General features: G+C 61.8%; 16 protein-coding genes. 7 read left to right on the top strand and 9 right to left on the bottom strand.

Going from position 1 to position 18,232, the window contains the following annotated elements:
- Positions 1 to 62 precede the first annotated feature (62 nt).
- The 6 genes from secA to mtrA form a co-directional block, all read right to left on the bottom strand.
- Positions 63 to 2,864, bottom strand: a complete 2,802-nt coding sequence (gene secA, locus ACWFSR_RS10340) for a preprotein translocase subunit SecA (protein ID WP_197106165.1) — start codon at positions 2,862 to 2,864, stop codon at positions 63 to 65.
- Between the two features lie 161 nt (positions 2,865 to 3,025).
- On the bottom strand, positions 3,026 to 3,724 hold the full coding sequence (gene hpf, locus ACWFSR_RS10345) for a ribosome hibernation-promoting factor, HPF/YfiA family (protein ID WP_197106166.1): 699 nt from the start codon (positions 3,722 to 3,724) through the stop codon (positions 3,026 to 3,028).
- A gap of 45 nt (positions 3,725 to 3,769) precedes the next feature.
- Positions 3,770 to 4,540 (bottom strand): ComF family protein, encoded by a 771-nt coding sequence (locus ACWFSR_RS10350; protein WP_197106167.1) that lies wholly within the window; start codon positions 4,538 to 4,540, stop codon positions 3,770 to 3,772.
- A gap of 63 nt (positions 4,541 to 4,603) precedes the next feature.
- Positions 4,604 to 6,280, bottom strand: coding sequence for an LpqB family beta-propeller domain-containing protein (locus ACWFSR_RS10355; RefSeq protein ID WP_447522343.1), 1,677 nt, complete (start codon positions 6,278 to 6,280; stop codon positions 4,604 to 4,606).
- Positions 6,273 to 7,886 carry an MtrAB system histidine kinase MtrB gene (mtrB, locus tag ACWFSR_RS10360; protein ID WP_197106169.1) on the bottom strand — a complete coding sequence of 538 codons (1,614 nt, stop codon included), beginning with the start codon at positions 7,884 to 7,886 and terminating at the stop codon, positions 6,273 to 6,275. The genes ACWFSR_RS10355 and mtrB overlap by 8 nt, the downstream gene beginning before the upstream one ends.
- Positions 7,887 to 7,891: 5 nt before the next feature.
- On the bottom strand, positions 7,892 to 8,572 hold the full coding sequence (gene mtrA / locus ACWFSR_RS10365) for an MtrAB system response regulator MtrA (protein ID WP_197106170.1): 681 nt from the start codon (positions 8,570 to 8,572) through the stop codon (positions 7,892 to 7,894).
- Between the two features lie 120 nt (positions 8,573 to 8,692).
- Here mtrA and ACWFSR_RS10370 point away from each other — a divergent pair, with 120 nt between their 5' ends.
- The 5 genes from ACWFSR_RS10370 to ACWFSR_RS10390 are packed head-to-tail and all read left to right on the top strand — an operon-like array spanning position 8,693 to position 14,105.
- The gene (locus tag ACWFSR_RS10370) at positions 8,693 to 9,919 is read left to right on the top strand and encodes a hypothetical protein (RefSeq protein WP_447522344.1); all 1,227 of its coding nucleotides are present in this window, start codon (positions 8,693 to 8,695) and stop codon (positions 9,917 to 9,919) included.
- The gene (locus ACWFSR_RS10375) at positions 9,916 to 10,614 is read left to right on the top strand and encodes a DUF4129 domain-containing protein (protein WP_197109621.1); all 699 of its coding nucleotides are present in this window, start codon (positions 9,916 to 9,918) and stop codon (positions 10,612 to 10,614) included. Before ACWFSR_RS10370 ends, ACWFSR_RS10375 begins: the two co-directional genes overlap by 4 nt.
- A complete protein-coding gene (locus tag ACWFSR_RS10380; protein WP_447522345.1) occupies positions 10,611 to 11,810 on the top strand; it encodes a DUF4350 domain-containing protein in 1,200 nt (399 codons plus the stop codon). Before ACWFSR_RS10375 ends, ACWFSR_RS10380 begins: the two co-directional genes overlap by 4 nt.
- Positions 11,811 to 11,853: 43 nt before the next feature.
- Entirely contained in the window at positions 11,854 to 12,810 is a 957-nt protein-coding gene (locus ACWFSR_RS10385) for an AAA family ATPase (RefSeq protein WP_447522346.1), read from the top strand.
- A gap of 2 nt (positions 12,811 to 12,812) precedes the next feature.
- Positions 12,813 to 14,105, top strand: coding sequence for a DUF58 domain-containing protein (locus ACWFSR_RS10390; RefSeq protein WP_197106173.1), 1,293 nt, complete (start codon positions 12,813 to 12,815; stop codon positions 14,103 to 14,105).
- 123 nt (positions 14,106 to 14,228) lie between these two features.
- Here ACWFSR_RS10390 and ACWFSR_RS10395 read toward each other — a convergent pair whose 3' ends face one another.
- Positions 14,229 to 15,224 carry a stage II sporulation protein M gene (locus tag ACWFSR_RS10395; protein WP_197107159.1) on the bottom strand — a complete coding sequence of 332 codons (996 nt, stop codon included), beginning with the start codon at positions 15,222 to 15,224 and terminating at the stop codon, positions 14,229 to 14,231.
- A gap of 16 nt (positions 15,225 to 15,240) precedes the next feature.
- Between ACWFSR_RS10395 and ACWFSR_RS10400 the strand changes: the two genes are divergently transcribed.
- Positions 15,241 to 16,101, top strand: a complete 861-nt coding sequence (locus tag ACWFSR_RS10400; RefSeq protein ID WP_197106174.1) for an RDD family protein — start codon at positions 15,241 to 15,243, stop codon at positions 16,099 to 16,101.
- Here the strand turns inward: ACWFSR_RS10400 and ACWFSR_RS10405 are convergent.
- Together ACWFSR_RS10405 and ACWFSR_RS10410 are read right to left on the bottom strand one after the other, a co-directional pair.
- On the bottom strand, positions 16,098 to 17,522 hold the full coding sequence (locus ACWFSR_RS10405) for a phosphomannomutase/phosphoglucomutase (RefSeq protein ID WP_447522347.1): 1,425 nt from the start codon (positions 17,520 to 17,522) through the stop codon (positions 16,098 to 16,100). The genes ACWFSR_RS10400 and ACWFSR_RS10405 overlap by 4 nt on opposite strands.
- Positions 17,509 to 17,724 carry a DUF3499 family protein gene (locus tag ACWFSR_RS10410; protein WP_197106176.1) on the bottom strand — a complete coding sequence of 72 codons (216 nt, stop codon included), beginning with the start codon at positions 17,722 to 17,724 and terminating at the stop codon, positions 17,509 to 17,511. Before ACWFSR_RS10410 ends, ACWFSR_RS10405 begins: the two co-directional genes overlap by 14 nt.
- Before the next feature lie 63 nt (positions 17,725 to 17,787).
- On the opposite strand from ACWFSR_RS10410, the gene ACWFSR_RS10415 reads away from it, so the two are divergent.
- Entirely contained in the window at positions 17,788 to 18,231 is a 444-nt protein-coding gene (locus tag ACWFSR_RS10415; RefSeq protein ID WP_197106177.1) for a metallopeptidase family protein, read from the top strand.
- Position 18,232: the final 1 nt, after the last annotated feature.

Raw genomic sequence — 18,232 nt, forward strand, 5'->3', positions numbered from 1 at the left:
CGAAACTCGAGTGGGGCATTCGTTGTGTGCAGCCGGCGTTCAATCGCCGGCGTGAGATCTCACTACTTCTTACGCTTCTCCTGCGCTCGGCGCTGGGAACGGTTCAACGGAGCCTCCGGGGCAGCGCCCTCGGGACGCTGACCGAACGCGCCACGATCGTTGCCCTGGGGCTGCGCCTGCTGCTGAGGAGCAACCTTCGACTGCTGCGCCTGAGCCGTTGCCGCGCGCTCAACCTGGCCGCGATCGTTGCGAACCTCAACCTCACCCGACGCATCAGCGCTTGGCGCCGAATAGCTGAGTTGAGTTGCCGGTGCAGCCGGGGCATCCAAACCACGCGCCTGAACCGTAGTCGCTTCGCCGCCGCCATTGACTTCGACATCAAGGTTGAAGAGGAAGCCAACGGTTTCTTCGCGAATCTGACCCATCATGCTCTGGAAGAGAGCGAAACCTTCACGCTGGTACTCGACGAGCGGGTCACGCTGAGCCATAGCCCGCAGACCAATACCGTCTTTCAGGTAGTCCATCTCGTAGAGGTGATCGCGCCAGCGGCGGTCGATCACGCTGAGGACAACTCGACGCTCAAGCTCGCGCATGGCGGTCTCGCCCAGCTGCTGTTCGCGACGCTCGTAAGCGATAACGGCATCCGAGTGAACTTCCTTGGCGACGAACGCGCTCGTCAGTTTGCCGCGCGCACCGCCCTCGGTGAGCACCTCGTCGACAGTGATACCGACCGGGTACATCGTCTTGAGCTCGACCCACAGCGCATCGAAGTCCCACTCCTCGGAGTGGCCCTCGGCAGTGTGAACGTCAACAACCTCAGTCACGACGTCTTTCAGGAAGCGCTGAACGCGGTCCTTCAGATCATCGCCCTCGAGGATGTGACGGCGGTCGCTGTAAATTGCTTCACGCTGACGGTTAAGAACATCGTCGTACTTGAGAACGTTCTTGCGGATCTCCGCGTTACGAGATTCAACCTGCGACTGCGCACTGCGGATGGCGCGGCTGACGACCTTGGACTCAATAGCGAGATCGTCGGGAACCGACGAACGCCCCATTAGCGCCTCAGCGGCACCACTGTTGAACAAGCGCATGAGGTCGTCTTGCAACGACAGGTAGAAACGGCTCTCGCCCGGGTCGCCCTGACGACCGGAACGACCGCGCAGCTGGTTGTCGATACGACGAGATTCGTGGCGCTCGGTGCCAAGCACGTAAAGCCCACCAACATCGATAACCTTCTTAGCTTCCTTTTCGACACCCGACTTGACCTCAGCGAAGACGTCATCCCAGGCGGCTTCGTACTCGTCAGGAGTTTCCGAGGGGTTAAGGCCACGGGCATTCATCTCAGCGACGGCCAAGAACTCGGCGTTTCCGCCGAGCATGACGTCGGTGCCTCGACCAGCCATGTTTGTGGCGACGGTGACAGAGCCGAGACGACCCGCTTGAGCAACGATTGCTGCTTCGCGAGCGTGGTTCTTAGCGTTCAGCACCTCGTGCTTGACGCCCTTCTTGGCGAGCATGCGCGAGAGCAGTTCGCTCTTCTCAACACTTGTCGTACCCACCAGAACCGGCTGACCCTGCTCGTGGCGCTTCGCGATATCAGCGACAACCTGCTCGAACTTGGACTGCTCGTTCTTGTAAATCAGGTCGGACTGGTCGATGCGCTGCATCGGACGGTTAGTGGGGATAGCGACCACGCCAAGCTTGTAGGTCGACATGAACTCTGCCGCCTCAGTCTCGGCGGTACCGGTCATGCCCGACAGCTTGTTGTACAAACGGAAGTAGTTCTGCAGAGTGACGGTCGCAAGAGTCTGGTTCTCGGCCTTAACCGCAACGCCCTCTTTGGCCTCAATCGCCTGGTGAATACCTTCGTTGTACCGACGGCCCTGAAGAATACGGCCGGTGTGCTCATCAACGATCAGCACTTCGCCGTTCATGACGACGTAGTCCTTGTCTTTCTTGAACAGCGCACGAGCCTTGATCGAGTTGTTCAAGAACGAAATCAGCGGAGTGTTCGCCGATTCGTACAGGTTGTCGATGCCGAGGTAGTCCTCGACCTTTTCGATACCGGGCTCGAGCACACCAACGGTGCGCTTCTTCTCGTCGACCTCAAAGTCAACTTCAGGAATGAGCTTCTTGGAGAGGTTCGCAAACTCGGTGAACCACCGGTTCGCCTCCCCCGACGAAGGACCCGAGATGATGAGCGGGGTACGTGCCTCGTCGATGAGGATCGAGTCGACCTCGTCAACGACAGCGAAATAGTGTCCGCGCTGAACCATGTCGCTCGCCTGCCACGCCATGTTGTCGCGCAGGTAGTCGAAGCCAAACTCATTGTTGGTTCCATACGTGATGTCAGCCGCGTACTGTTCGCGACGCTCAGGAGGCGCTTGACCGGAGACGATACATCCAGTTGTCATGCCGAGGGCGCGGAAAACGCGGCCCATAAGTTCAGATTGGTAGCTGGCCAAGTAGTCGTTGACCGTGATGACGTGCACACCCTGCGCCGCGATGGCGTTGAGGTAGGCAGCGAGCGTTGCCACGAGGGTCTTGCCCTCACCGGTCTTCATCTCAGCGATGTTGCCCAAGTGCAGTGCTGCACCACCCATGAGCTGAACGTCGAAGTGACGCATGCCCAGAGTTCGCTTTGCCGCTTCACGGACCGCAGCGAAAGCCTCGGGGAGCAAGTCGTCGAGCGACTCTCCACCGGCATAGCGCTCGCGCAGTTCTACAGTCTCGTTCTTCAACTCATCATCAGTGAGGGTGTTGAAGTCATCCTCGAGATGGTTAACGGCCGCCGCGTAGCCTTTCAAGCGTCGAAGAAGTCGACCCTCACCTACGCGAAGAGCGCGTTCTAAAACATTCGCCACCGAATACTCCCATTCTTGTCGGACGGGTCCGACGCTGGCACTGCTCGACGAAGCGCAGTCTTTTAGACGCTTACGTCACGGTAACGCGGTGTGTGCGATCAGCGCACAGCCGCGTTACCGGTTCGTAATCGTATCAACTCCAAGCCAAAAACTTGGTGTACTTAGCCGTTAGCGACCTTGCGCTTGCGCGAGCGGCCGCTGGGAACTGCGTCTTCTGCCTCTTCTTCGAGAGCAATAACGCCGTAATCCCAGCCCTTGCGGCGGTAGACCACACTCGGACGATCGGTCTGGCTATCGACGAACAGGAAGAAGTCGTGGCCGACCAATTCCATGTGATCGAGAGCTTCCTCCACCGTCATGTGGCTGGACGGGAACACCTTGCGGCGAATAACTACGGGCGAGTAGTCCTCGTCCCCTGGTTCCGCCTCTTCCCCCTGAATAGGAATTGCTCCGGTCGCGACCTTTTCGATCACGTCGGGACTTGCGGGGGTGATATCAACAACCGCAAAACCGCCAGCGCTCGCTTCACGAAGCGAAGTGGGGCGGTGGTTTCCGCGGTGAATCTTTTTGCGATCCTTCGACTGGCGGATTCGCTCGACGAGCTTGGCCATAGCCAAATCGAAAGCAACATACTTATCTGAACCAGCAGCTTCCGCTCGAACAAGCGGACCTGGTCCAATCAACGTCAACTCAACGCGGTCGTCTCCACTGGAACCTTTGGTTTCGTGGTGTCGGGTTACCTTGACTTCGAAGGCGATTGCCTTCTCGGCCAAGTGAGAAACCTTCTCAGACTTTTCGATCGCGTACTCACGGAAACGATCCGTGACTCCTACATTTCGTCCGTTGACGGTGATTTCCACGGCGACCTCCTAGCCATAATGCGCGGCTGCCCCGTGAGGCAGCTTCTATTTCGCGCCCTTTTCCATACCGTAGCCCTCGCCGCTGGCAATGTCACGAACCGCCAGCGTTCTTGGAGTGAACCCCATGGTTGCGGCCGCGATAACTGTTCCGCCCGCGGCTGAAATCGCTCTCGCGGCTTCGTCGAGGGTCGCTCCTGTGGTGAGCACGTCATCCACAATGATTACGCGGCTGCCGGCGAGCGAACGCACCGAAATGAACGCCCCTTTCACGTTGACGGCGCGCTCCTCGGCGCTCAGCATTTTCTGGCTTCGAGTTTTTTGAGCGACGCGAAGCGCCCGGGCGTGGCGGACGCCGGCGGTTTTCAGCACGAGCCCGACGGGATGGTAGCCCCGCGTGCGCATCGCCGTCTTGCTGCTGGGGACCGCAATGATCTCGATAGGGCCCGATGCTCCCCCGGGCGCCGTTGACTCGCTGAGCGCGCGCCTGAGGGCCGAGAGAAGGGCAACGGAGAGCGGTCGCGCAAGGTCGGTGCGGTGATGGTTCTTGAAGGCGAGGAGAACCCGCCGAACACGATCCTCGTACCTCAGCGCGGCGTACACGCGCAGGTGCTGCGGTGTCGAGTGGATGCTCGTGTGCGAGACGAGACTGCGCGCGCATTCGTCGCACAGCGCTCGGTCGGGGCGTTGGCATCCGGCACACTCCACGGGAAGGATGAGTGCGAGAGCGTCGCGCAGTGCCTCGCGCACCAGCACACTCCACCCGATGGGCTCACGACCGCCGGAAGGTTGGTCGGGAGGCTGCTCGGAAGGCGTCATGAGTCGAGCGTGCCCGGAGGCGTCACCCCACGACGACGATCGCGGGTGATCAGTGGATAGCTGTTACTGCTGCGACGCCATGAAGGAGGCGTCGAGCCCCGCGAGCACCCACGCCTGGCTGCCTTGCGGCCGCCATACTTCGCCGTCAGCCAGCACCCGCAGCCCATCAGTGTTTGCTCCCGTGCTGACCAGCTGCGTCGCCCCGTCAACATCGCCGAGCTCACGAGAAGGGCCACCAATTTCGTAGGCAGTCACCTCGGTGGAGTCAGCGGTTCCCGAGAGCGTCGCGACCGTACTGGAACCGACCCAGGCGGCGTCAACGGCTTCCCCGGCGCGAACCGGCAGCGATACCGGCTCCACGAGTTGCACGGGCACATTGCCCTGCTGGCGCACGATTCCGTACACCAACAACTGCGGCCCAGACGGCGTGGAGAGATACACGAGCAGTCGCGCACCGTCACGCGAGACATCCAGCGACACGATTGTGGAATCCGCTGGCAGCGTCGTTTGCAGCGGATGCTCGGTGCCGTCGACCTCGAACGTGGAGAGCGACGTCGCACTGGCCTCTTGCGCTGACCACACGAATCGGAACGGATCAAGCGACGGCGCAACCAAGCCGGGTCGTTCGTCAATCAGTCGCGGAGCGACTCCCACCGTTGCAAAGTAGGCACCTCCGTCGGCAGCCCGATAGGTCACAGAAAGCCGGTCGGCCGACAGCGCCGCGGTTGTCGCGCCTGCCTCGACCACAAATGCGCTCAGTTCGTTGATTTCGCTGAGTCCATCGCTCGTGCTGAACCCGAACTCGCTGCCGGTTCCTACCACGAGCGGCCCAGCTGAACCCGGCTCAATCACAGCAGCACTCTGCCCTGAGCTGGTGCTCTGGAGATCGCGACCGTCGACCGTCAACACCACAATGGGCGTGTGCAGCGTGGCCGACAATTGCTGCTGCATGCGCTCGCGAGCAACAGTATTCGCGGCGAGCGCTTCAGAACTCAGGTCAACGACGGCCCGCCCCGAGGTCAGGCTGCTGGTAGCGCCGAGCGTTGTGGATGGCGGGAACGCCGTCAGCAGCACGCCCTGCTGCACCCAGGCAGAATCTGCGGCCAACAGCGCCTGGATGGCACGCGATTGGGAGGACTGCCGCACAGCGAACCAACGAACATCCGGAATCAAGTAGGCGAAACTGGGATCGAAATAGTACAAAACCTGTTCTTCGAAACTCACTTCGAAACCACGGTCGGAGAGCACGATTCCCGGTGGAGCGCTAGATATCCGCCACTCGCCAGCCACCTGCTCGAACTCGAACGCGAGGGTTTGCGAGACCGGAGCTCGCAGCTCGGAGTACACCCCCCGCTCATCGATCACTGCTTGCGCGGAGAACGAGTAGCTGAGCGAATCGCCCTCGAGCGCCGGAGCGATTGTCGGCAGCTTGTCACGCTCGCGGACAGTTGCGCTTGCCGCGGGAGCCCACGTCTCGTTCATCGAACTCGTGAGGAACTCGCGAGCCACCGAATAGTCACGCGATGGCGACCGCACGGCGCTCATGAAGTCGGTAAGAATTTGCTCCTGGGTTGAGCCCGCAACAGGGCCCGATGCCACAATTTCGTACTGAGTATCGTCTTGTTCATCGATGAGCGGCCCCGACTGGACGTCGCTCGAGAGCGGAACGCCCACACAGCCCGTGAGCGCCACTGAAACGGCAGCCAGAAGGGCGAGGTAGGCGAGAGAGACCTTAGGCATGTGGTCCCTCCAAACTCGGTACGTCATCATTCGGCGGCAGTTCAAGAGGCGACGAGCGCAACTCAGAACCGCGAGCTCTCGGAATGGTCAAGCGGAAGCACGAGCCGTTGTCCCCATCCGACCACACTTCCAACCAGCCACCGTGAAGTGCAGCATCTTCAAGGGCAATGGCAAGGCCGAGACCGGTGCCGCCTGTGGTGCGCTGGCGCGAAGGGTCGGCGCGCCAAAAGCGGTCGAACACTCGCTCAAGGGCTCCCTGACTCATGCCGACGCCATAATCACGCACCGCAATAGCGACCGCGTCTTGGTCGCTGTCAATCCACACCACAATCGGCAATCCATCGCCGTGGTCGATGGCGTTACTGAGCAGATTCTGAAGGATACGACGGATGCGACGCGGGTCGACATCCGCTTCAAAGTAGCCACCGGGTGCCACAAGTCGCAGTTCGGACCCCTTGCTTGCCGCCAGCGACGTGAGGCTCTCGATGGCGTCCTCGACGAGACGCACGAGGTTGGTTGGCTCGGTTTCCATATCGACGGCACCCGCGTCGTAACGACTCATTTCGAGCAGGTCGGCGAGCAGCAACTCGAATCGTTCCACTTGAGTGTGAAGCAGTTCAGCCGTACGGGCCGTTGCGGGCGGGAACGACTCACGCTGGTCGTAAAGAACGTCGCCGGCGAGCCGGATAGTCGTGAGCGGCGTACGAAGCTCGTGCGAGACATCCGACACAAAGCGTTGCTGCACCTGCGAGAGAGCAGCCAGCCGGGTGATCTGCTGCTGCATGCTCGTGGCCATTCCGTTGAACGAACGCGCCAACGTTGCGATGACATCGTTGCCCTGAACCGGAATGCGCACTTCAAGTTCACCGGCGGCAAGGCGTTGGCTGGTCTCAGCCGCCAACTTCACTGGCCCGACTACAAGGCGCACCACGACGAACGTGACAATGCCGATGAGCGCCAAGAGGGCAAAGCCACCAAGCCCAAGCGTTTGCTGCACTACAACGAGAGTGTCTTGAGTGTCTTGGATGTCGTACACCAGATAGAGCTCGTACTGCGTGCCCCGAATGTCGAGGGTCGACCCCACGATGAGGCCAGGATGCACGGCCCCATCTTCGGACTGCTCGAGTGCCACCGACTGCCAGTAGGTGCGCTGCTCGGTGGATTCCGCCACCACGTCGCGGAGCTCTTGAGAAATAAGTGACTCCGACGACAACCCCTGAGTCTGCACGTCAGCGGGAACCCGCGGGCCGTCTTGACCAGGCGTGCGCAAGATCGCGTAACTCGTGCCACCCGTGCTCGAGGCGACGCTCTCAATCACGCCAGCAACATCCCGCATCATGTCATCGAGATCTTCAAGGCCCAGGTCTTCATCAGCGGCATCGAACACCTGCTGACCCGCAAGCGTCGCATTCGAAGACGTGCGCGTCAGCTGATCCCGACTCGCATCAAAAAGATTCGCGCCAACGCTGAGCGACATATAGCCCGCGATCACCGCGACAACGACCGACGACAGCAACACTGTGATCGCCACAGTGCGCACTTGAAGCGACGAGCGCCACAGAGCAGCAATACGCTGCATCCAGCCGCGCCAGTCAAATTCGAGCATGAAAGTTAGGCGCTGGCGCCGGCGCGGTAGCCAACCCCGCGAACCGTCATCACGATCTTCGGGTTGTCGGGATCTTCTTCAACCTTGGCGCGCAACCGCTGCACGTGAACATTCACGAGCCGGGTGTCTGCTTTGTAGTGGTAGCCCCACACTTGCTCCAACAGCATCTCGCGAGTGAAGACCTGCTCAGGCTTCATCGCAAGCGCCAACAGGAGCTCAAATTCGAGCGGCGTCAGGTTGATCTTGGTGTCGCCGCGGCGAACCTCGTGGCCCGTGACATCCAGCTCAAGGTCGCCGACGGTCAGCGTGCCGGTGGCAGCGTCGCTGGCTGGGCGCAACCGGGTGCGCACCCGCGCAACGAGCTCTTTGGGGTTGAAAGGTTTGACGACATAGTCGTCGGCACCGCTCTCGAGCCCCTTCACGACATCCGCCGTGTCGCTCTTGGCCGTGAGCATGATGATCGGCACGCCAGATTCTTCACGGATGCGGGCACAAATTTCGATGCCGTCCATTCCGGGCAGCATCAGGTCAAGCAGCACCAAATCGGGCGCTGCTGACTTGAAGGCGTCGTACGCTAGGGCGCCGTCTTGGCAGAAAAATGGTTCATAACCTTCAGTGCGTAGAACGATTCCGATCATTTCTGCCAGGGCAGTGTCGTCATCGACTACAAGAATTCGCGGGTTCACGTGTCCTCGATACTTTCTAGCTCTCGGGCTAACAGAGTGAGAAGCTTTCGCATAAGAGTAGTCGAGTGTGAAAACATGAGTGAGATTGAATAGATGCAGTTCAACATTCGAGGGTGAGACGTGAGCGATAACAGTCCGTGGCAATCGCCAGATAGCAGTAACCCTGTCGACGGTTCCCAGCCGCTTGCACCCCCTGCCCCGTCTGCGGCGTACGCACCGGGAACGACATCCGGAGCCCCTCACGGCGCGCCGGGAGCGCCCCAGTATGGTGCTCCAGCTCCCTCGTGGACCCCACCACCCAAGCCCGGGCTTATCCCCTTGGCCCCCCTGGGACTCGGCGCCATTCTTTCGGCATCGCTCATGGTGCTTCGCCGCAACCCCCGCCCCACATTTGGGTTCGCCCTGCTGATCATGAGCATCGTCATGATCGCTTCGCTCGTACTCGTGGGCGTCGTGACCTTTGCCGGCGTCGAACGCACGCTCAGCGCGAGCGATGCGGATGCCGCTGCCATCGAAGCTGGCGCCACCGCCGGAACAATTTTGTCGGCACTCTTTGCCGTCGTGCTCTCCCTGATCGGTGGCGCACTCCTTCAGGGAATCGTCTCGCTCGAGGTGGCACGCGGTGCTGTCGGTGAACGACTGCGCCTGCGCGGGCTGTGGGCAGCCGCGAAGGGCCGCATGTGGGCTCTCGTTGGCTGGTCAGCCCTTGTTGCTGCCGCCGCCATTATCGGAATCGCTCTCATCGCTGGCATTGCCGTGCTGCTGTTCACGTGGGGTGACACGGCTGGCATCGTCATTGGAGTGCTCGTGACGCTGTTCGGCATCGCCGCGAGTGTCTTCCTCGCAGCCTGGCTCGGTACCTTCTTCGCGTTCGTTCCGAGTGCGCTCATGATCGAGCGCTTGCCGCTCGGCCAAGCGATTCGTCGCTCATGGTCGCTTGTCAAGGGAAGCTTCTGGCGCACCTTCGGCATCTTGCTGCTCATCATGGTCATCGTGAACACGGTGTCGAGTGTGGTTACCGCCCCGCTGAGCTTCATCGGCGGTCTCGGCGTTGGCCTCCTCAATCCAACCGGCGACGAAGATGCCGGCGTTGTCGCTTTCATCGCGCTCTACATCGTGACGATCGTCGTTTCAATCGTGATCAGCGCCGTCACGATCGTCATCCAATCAGCAGCCCCCGCCCTGTTGTACATCGACATGCGGATGCGAAAAGAAGGGTTCGACCTGGAACTCACTCGTTTCGTCGAGGCTCGGAACGCTGGTGACTTCTCGGTGCCCGACCCGTACCTCACCCTCGACAGCTCGCCTCGACGCGCACCTGACGCGTCTCCTTACACGGCTTCATGACGCTAACGACGCTCTCGGTCACCGTGCCCGCCTTGCTGTCATCCAGCTCGGCGCGCGCGGTTTCTGGCGAGGTTCCGGTCGATCCCGACTCGGAGCAGGCCACGAATTGGTTGATCGACGAGCTTTCGAAGGCTCCGTATCAGGCAGCCCGCCCCACACTCTTCGACCGAGTCTCGAAGGCGTTTAGCGATTGGCTAGCGAGCCTCACCATCGGTGAAGGAACGGGCATCCCGACCATTGTGTTGATCGTGCTGCTGGCTCTTGTCGCGATCGCCATTATTGCTGCAATCGTGGTCTACGGACTCCCCCGCCTCAACCGCAAGAGCCGCCACGAAGAGGGCATCTTCGGTGAGGCCGACTACCGCACGGCGGCCCAATTGCGGGCATCCGCAGAGCAAGCTGCTGCGCGCGAAGACTTTGCTGAAGCGATCGCTGACATGTTCCGTTCGATCGCCCGCGGGCTCTCGGAACGCACTCTCGTGAGCATGACGCCAGGCACCACGGGTCACGGCTTCGCCAGTCGCGCTAGTCGCGCGCTGCCCGAGCTCGCCCGCGAGCTAGGCCACAGTGCCGACGTCTTCGACCTCGTGCGCTACATGCGCAAACCAGCAACGCGAGAACAGTACGACGAACTGCGCACGCTGGAAGCACGCGTGCGTGCGGCCAAACCTGATCTTGCCGAGGCAACCCTGTGAGCGCCACACAAGCAACCGCGACAGAAACAACGGTGCTCACCCCCCGCGTCGGCACCACAGCCAAGCGCGCCCTCTACTGGGTTGCCGGCTCGATTCTCGTGGTTCTCGTCGCGATCGCGAGTCTCAATCTCGCCGGGACAGCAGTCGAAGGCCCACCGCTCGACCCCACCAGTGCCTATGAAGCAGGAACGCAGGCGCTCGCCGAAGTATTGCGCGATCAGGGCGTCGACGTGGTGGTTACGACGACGCTCGATGACACTCGCGCGGCGCTCGACTCCTCCGACGACAGCACGCTGTTCTTCACTAACTTTGAGGCGTACCTCAGCGAAGACCAGGTAGCCGCGGCAACCGGACTCGCGGCGACCATCGTGTTCGCCGATCCGACCCTCACCGAACTTCTGCGAGTGGCACCAGAAGTCGCCCACGCCGGCCAAAATTCGGATGCTGTTTCGGCATCCTGTTCAGCACCGCTCGTCGCGAAGGCCCCCGATATCACCGCCGGCCCCAGCAATTACCGCGTGATCGAGCCGAGCGCCGATATCACGGCCTGCTACGGAAACGACGACGATGGCTACGGGCTGATCGTGCTCGACCGTGGCGAGACTGAACTTCGGATCCTTGGCGCCACTGATGCGCTCAGCAATGGCGATATCACGGCAGCCGACAACGCGGCCTTCGCTCTGCGGCTCCTCGGCGAGCACGAAACGCTCGTCTGGTACACGCCAAGCTTCCTCGACCTCGCCAACTCCGGTGACGCCAAGACGCCCGCTGAACTCGCCCCCGGGTGGGTCTTGCCCGGTGTCTGGCTTACGATGCTGACACTTCTGGCTGGCGCACTCTGGCGTGGTCGCAGATTCGGCCCGCTCGTGATCGAAAAACTGCCCGTGACGGTGCGCTCAAGCGAAACGATGCAGGGGCGGGCGCGGCTCTATGAGCGCTCCACAGCGAGACTCCACACCCTCGATTCGCTGCGCATTGGAACCATTCGCCGCATCGCCGTACTGTGCGGTATGCCGACCACAGCATCCATCGACGATGTCATCAACCGGATTTCGCCACTGGTCGGTCAGCCGATTGAGCCGTTGCGACAGTTGCTCATCGATCGCGAGCCGACCTCCGACCACGAACTGATCACGCTTTCCGATGAATTGCTTGCTCTCGAAGATCGAGTGCACGCCGTCATCCGCCCCGCCTAACAACCTCAGCCCCACCGAGCCAGAGATAGAGAAGAATCGAGATATGACTGACGAGCAACTGCGGCACGCATTCACTCAACTCCGCACTGAAGTAGGCAAGGCCGTCGTTGGTCAGGATGCGGCCGTCACCGGCCTCACCATTGCGCTACTCACGGGCGGCCATGTGCTGCTCGAAGGTGTTCCCGGCGTTGCCAAGACCCTTCTCGTGCGCACCCTCAGCCGCGCACTGCAGCTCGACACCAAGCGCGTTCAGTTCACCCCAGACCTCATGCCAGGTGACGTCACCGGTTCGCTCGTCTACGACGCCAAGGCTGGCGAGTTCGAGTTTCGCGAAGGCCCCGTCTTCACCAACATTTTGCTCGCGGATGAGATCAACCGCACACCCCCGAAGACTCAGTCATCGTTGCTTGAAGCGATGGAAGAACGCCAAGTCTCGGTCGATGGAAAGACACTCAAGTTGCCCATACCTTTCATGGTCGCGGCCACGATGAACCCCATCGAATACGAAGGCACCTACACGCTGCCCGAAGCTCAGCTCGACCGCTTTCTGCTGAAGCTCGTGCTCGATCTGCCGGAACGTGACACTGAAATCGAAGTGCTCACGCGCCACGCTGCCGGCTTCAACCCGCGCGATCTCGCCGCCGCCGGAGTAACCCCCGTGCTCGATGCGACCATGCTCGCCGCCGCTCAGGATGCCGTAGCAAAAGTCGGCGCAAGCCCCGACGTGATTGCCTACGCCGTCGACCTCGCTCGCGCCACTCGCCAGAGCCCCTCCGTGAAGCTCGGGGTCAGCCCTCGTGGTGCAATCGCGCTCATCTCGGCAGCCAAGGCCTGGGCGTGGCTCACCGGCGCCGACGCGATCACGCCCGACCACATCCAGAGCATGGTGTTGCCGGTGCTTCGCCACCGCATCCAGCTCCGTCCAGAGGCCGAGCTTGAAGGCGTTTCGTCTGACGTGATTTTGCGATCGATCGTGCAGCAAGTGCAGGTTCCGATCTAACGATGGCGCTTTCTGGATGGTTCGTCGCTCTACTGGCGCTCGGCATTGTGCCGATCGTCCTGACTGGCGAGCCCTTTGTACTCACGCTGTGGCTGCTTTTCGTCATCGTCGTCGGTGCCATCGATTTGCTGCTGGCGGTGTCGGTGCGGTCGCTGCGTTTCGAACGCATCGCGCCCGACCGGGTGCGCCTCGGCGAAACCACGAGCTCAACCCTGCGCATCACCAACCCGACCCGCCGCCGACTGCGCGCCGTCGTGCGCGACGGCTGGCAACCGTCCGCCGGTGCTCACACCAACCGGGTACCTCTGACGGTGCCGTCGCGCGAACGTCGGGAACTCAGCACCGTGCTCACGCCCGTGCGGCGAGGAACCCGCGAAGCCGTGCACGTCACGGTGCGGTCGTACGGCCCGCTGCGACTGATTGCGCGTCAAACTACGGTGAGCGTGCCGAGTTCTTTCACCGTGCTTCCCCCGTTTAACTCTCGCAAGCACTTGCCATCACGGCTCGCTCGCTTGCGAGAACTCGATGGCGCAACGAGCGTCATGATCCGTGGTCAAGGCACCGAATTCGACAGCCTGCGCGACTACGTGCGCGGCGACGACGTTCGCTCCATCGATTGGCGTGCCACCGCCCGCCGTTCTGAACTTGTGGTGCGCACGTGGCGCCCCGAACGTGATCGCCGCGTTGTCATCGTCGTCGACAGCGGTCGCACCTCAGCCGCACGAATCGAAGACGAGCCCCGCATCGACACCGCGTTCGAATCAGCGTTGCTGCTCGCCGCTCTCGCTTCGAGTGCCGGCGATCACGTCGACTTCATGATCTACGACCGCCGCGTTCGCGCACGAGTGCAGGGCGCAAGCGGCCCCGACCTGCTCTCGAAAATGGTCAACAGCATGGCGCCGGTGCAGCCGGAACTCATTGAGATGGATTGGAACTCGGTGCCGGGCCTCGTGCGTCAGGCCACCACCCAACGCGCGCTCGTCGTTCTCGCCACAACAGCCGAATCGCCGGGCGGAAGCCTCGGGCTGCTCGCCATGCTCCCCCAGCTCACCGCGAAACACACTGTTGTGGTGGCTTCCGTCACCGATCCATCCATTGCGGATGCCACGCTCGACCGGTCCACGCGCGACGCCGTCTATCTCGCCGGGGCTGCCGAGCGCGCTCTCCTCGATCAGTCGCGAGTTGCCGCCGCGATCAACCAGCTCGGAGCATCCGTCGTCTCGAGACGCCCCAGTGAACTGCCACTGGCTCTTGCCGACCACTACATCGCGCTCAAGGCCGCCGGAAAGCTGTAGCGGCACGAGACCACGGCAGAGCCTCTCTACGAGCTCCTCTGTGCTGCGCCAGTGCTGCCACAGCGCGGCTGGGCGTCAGCGCGGCTAGGCGTTAGTGCTGCTGGGCGTCAGTGCGGCTGGGCGTTAGTTGGCGACGATGTGGGTAGCCCCCGCGTCGAACTCGCTGAGGTCTCCCGTGTTGCCGGCGCGAGCGCTGCGCCCACCGAGGATCCACTGGTATGCCAAGAATCCGGCGAGCGCGACAGTGCCGATGCCGATCTTGATGGGCCACGGCCAGTCCTGGCGCGTGACATAGCCCTCGATCACTCCGGACACGAGCAGCGCAAGGATGAGCCCGACGACGATCGTGAAGAGCGAGCGACCAGCGTGAGCAAGCGACTGAGCCCGCGTGCGTGCCCCTGGGGCGACCCACGACCAGAAGATCATCATTCCGGTCGCGCCTGCCACGAAGATGGCGTAGAGCTCAAGCTGGCCGTGCGGAGCGATGTAGAGAAAGAACACGTCGAGGCGATCGAACTCGTTCATGATTGCCGCGGTGAATCCCAGCTGCTGGGCCGTGTTGAACAGCAGGTAGGGAACGTAGAGGCCGATGATTCCAAACGCGACAGATTGTGCGGCAATCCACGCGTTGTTGGTCCAGACGAACCCGGTGAACGATCCGCCGGAGTATTCGGAGTAGTACCCGACGAAGTCATCTTGAGCGAGAGCTTCACGCTCTGCCGACGTTCCGAAGTTCGCAAGAACCTGCGGGTTTGAAATTGCCCACCACGCGAAAAGGAAACCAACAAGGAAGGTTGCGGCGGCGAGGATGAGCGACATCCAGCGCACCCGGTAGAGCGCCGCCGGAAGTTGAACAACAAAGAATTGTGGGAGCTGACTGAGCAGGTTTGCCGAGGCCCCGGTGAATCGCAGACGCGCCCGACTGAGGGTGAGCGAGAGTCGATCAGCCTGCGCAGACTGGCCCGAACTCGTCTTCATCGCTGACAGCTGAGTGGCGCCGGACTGGTAAAGATCGATCAATTCGTCGACATCAGTGCCGGAAAGTCGTCGTTGCTTGCCCAAATCGGCAAGGCGATCCCATTCTTCGCGGTGCGCGGCTGAGTAAGAGTCGAGATCCATCTGCTTAAATGATGTCATGCCGAGCCCACAAACGACCAACACATTTGCGTATGGTGACGAACCCGATGAGCTCATCACCGGTGAAGCTGTTGCGTTGGAGCTGCATTCGACCAGTTTTGTCTTGCGTGCGGCCGGCACCATGATCGATTTTCTGGTCTACGCGGCCGCTCTCATTGGCCTCCTGATCGGCGCATTCGCCTTCGCGACCGCTGCCGGTCTCGACCAAGCAATCGCCACGGCGCTTACCGTCAGCGCGACCGTGATCTGCCTCGTGGTCATCCCCACCGCCGTCGAAACACTCAGCCGCGGCAAGTCCCTCGGCAAGCTTGCGATCGGAGCCCGCATCGTTCGCAACGATGGCGGCGCGATCGGCTTTCGCCATGCCTTCATCCGCGCCCTGATCGGTGTGCTCGAAATCTTCATGACCGCGGGTGGCTTGGCCGCCATCGTGGCGCTGCTCAACACTCGCGCACAGCGCCTCGGCGACCTTGTCGCGGGCACCTACGCCCAGTACGAACGCGTATCGAAGTTCTCGAACCCCGTGGTGCAGCTGCCCGGCCAGTTGGCTGATTGGGCTCGCACCGCCGATGTTGCCAAGATGCCGGATGCTCTGGCCCGGCGCATCTCGCACTTTCTGGTCGCCGCGCCCGGCTATACGCCGATGACGCGCCACCAGCACGCCCTGAACCTTGCGCACGAGGCCTCCGCCTACGTGTCGCCGCTACCCGCCGTGGAGCCAGAAGTGCTGCTCAGCGCCGTTAGCGCTGTGCGGCGAGAGCGCGAGACTGTCGCGCTTGCCAGCGAGAAGGCACGGCTTGCCGCCCTCTCCCCCGCGCTGACGGGTGTTCCGCGCGGCTTTCCAAGCGACCGCGGCTAAGCGCGAATCAACGCAAGCGCGCGATCGCGAACGATCTCTAGCGTTGCCTGATCGCCGGCTTCGGCGTTGAGTCGCAGCAATGGCTCAGTGTTCGAAGGACGCACGTTGAACCACCAGAAGGGTTCGCCCGCCACCGTGGTGCCGGTGACGGTGAGGCCATCAAGATCGTCGAACTCTGCCTCGCCCTCGAAGGCCGCACGGATGCGAGCAGTGGCTGCCGGAACGTCGTCCACCACCGAATTGATTTCGCCGCTCGCCGCATAGGGCGAATAGCGATCGGAGAGCACCGAGAGGGGCTCCTGCTGCGAACCGAACTCGGCAAGCAAATGCATCGCGGCGAGCATCCCGTTATCGGCGCCCCAAAAATCGCGGAAGTAGTAATGCGCCGAGTGTTCGCCGCCAAAGATCGCGCCGGTCGCCGCCATCTGGTCCTTGATGAGCGAATGGCCAACATGGGTGCGCACCGGGATCGCCCCAGCGGCTTCGATCGTTTCTGCGACGATGCGCGAAGTGATCAGATTGTGGATAACCCGGATGTCGCCCTCCGGCTGCAGTGCGCGCACCCGTTGAATTTCCCGCAGGGCCACGACCGCGGCAACAGCACTGGGGCTCATGGGATTTCCGCGCTCGTCGACCACGAAGCAACGGTCGGCGTCGCCATCGAACGCGAGCCCGAGATCCGCACCGTGTTCGAGCACCGCTTTTTGCAGGTCGACGATGTTGGCGGGCTCAAGCGGGTTGGCTTCATGGTTCGGGAAGGTGCCGTCGAGTTCGAAATACATCGGGATGATCTCGATGGGCAGCGCCGGCAAACCGGCAGCGGTCGAGAGCACAGCCGGAACTGTCATGCCTCCCATGCCGTTACCGGCATCTACTACGACGCGAATGGGGCGGATGCCGTTGAGATCAACGAGTTCACGCAAGTAGCTGGCGTAGTCGCCAAGCACATCGAGCTCTCGCTGGGCGCCGACCGCGGAAACCGCGTCGATCCCCGTTGCGAGGTACTGCTGGGCACGGTCACGAATCGACTTCAGACCGGTCGCGAAACTGATTCCTTGTGCACCGGCTCTGCTGAACTTGATGCCGTTGTACGTCGCCGGATTGTGGCTGGCCGTAAACATGGCGGCCGGAGCATTGAGCGAACCGGAAGCGAAATAGGTTTCATCTGTCGAGCAAAGCCCGATGAGAACAACGTTGGCGCCGCGAGCGCGCGCACCCGCCGAAAAGGCTGCAGCGAATCCCGGAGAGGAGTCGCGCATATCGTGGCCGACGATGATCTCGTGGCCGGCGGCATCCACTTCGTCAGCGAAAGCAGCGCCGAGCGCTTCAACAACGTCGTCGGTGAGCTGCGAACCTACCAAGCCACGAACGTCGTACGCCTTGATAAACGGTGCAAGATCGATGGGGTTAGCTTTGCTCATGCCCCAAAACTACATGGCGAACGACCTGCCAACCCTGAGGCACGGACAGTCGTTCAGCATGGCGGTCGCACAAATCGTAGGTGTGCGGTTCTGCGCTGTAGCTCAGCGGCCCTAAAACGGCCATCGAGTCGGCATAGACATAGGTGAGAGTGGCGACTGCTTCGGAGTTGCAGGCGACCTTGCTGCACGGGCGCTGGATCATTGTGAGCCCTAGCCTACGACTCTGCGCCCACAGATGGGCAACTGGCGGTCGTACAATGAGCACGTGGCTAGATCATCGAAGCGAGCGTCGACGCGCTCTGTGCGGGGCAACTGGCGCGACCGTCATGGTCGCGGCATCCGCTCCGCCGTTACTGGTCCGCACCTTCCGCTGCTGAGCAGCCGCAACGGCAACTTTGAACTCACGGTTGCTTCTGCCGCACAATACTTGAAAGAAATGTGGCCAGACGAGCTAGCTAATGCCCGCTTCGAGCTCGGGCTCATGCCCGGCAGCAGCCCCGAAGGCAGCAAGATCGTGCGCTGGACTGCCCTGCCCGATGAGAAGCGCATCATCCTCTACCGCTTGCCCATCGAACGCATGGCCAGGCTGCACCGCGATGACGAACTCCATAAGCGGATGCTCATCGAAAGTTGTGTTTTTCAGGCCGTCGCCGAATACATTGGCAAAGAACCGTGGGAACTCGCTCCGGAGCGGTTCCGCAATTTCTAAC

It is taken from the genome of Salinibacterium sp. NYA9b (genome assembly GCF_976973725.1).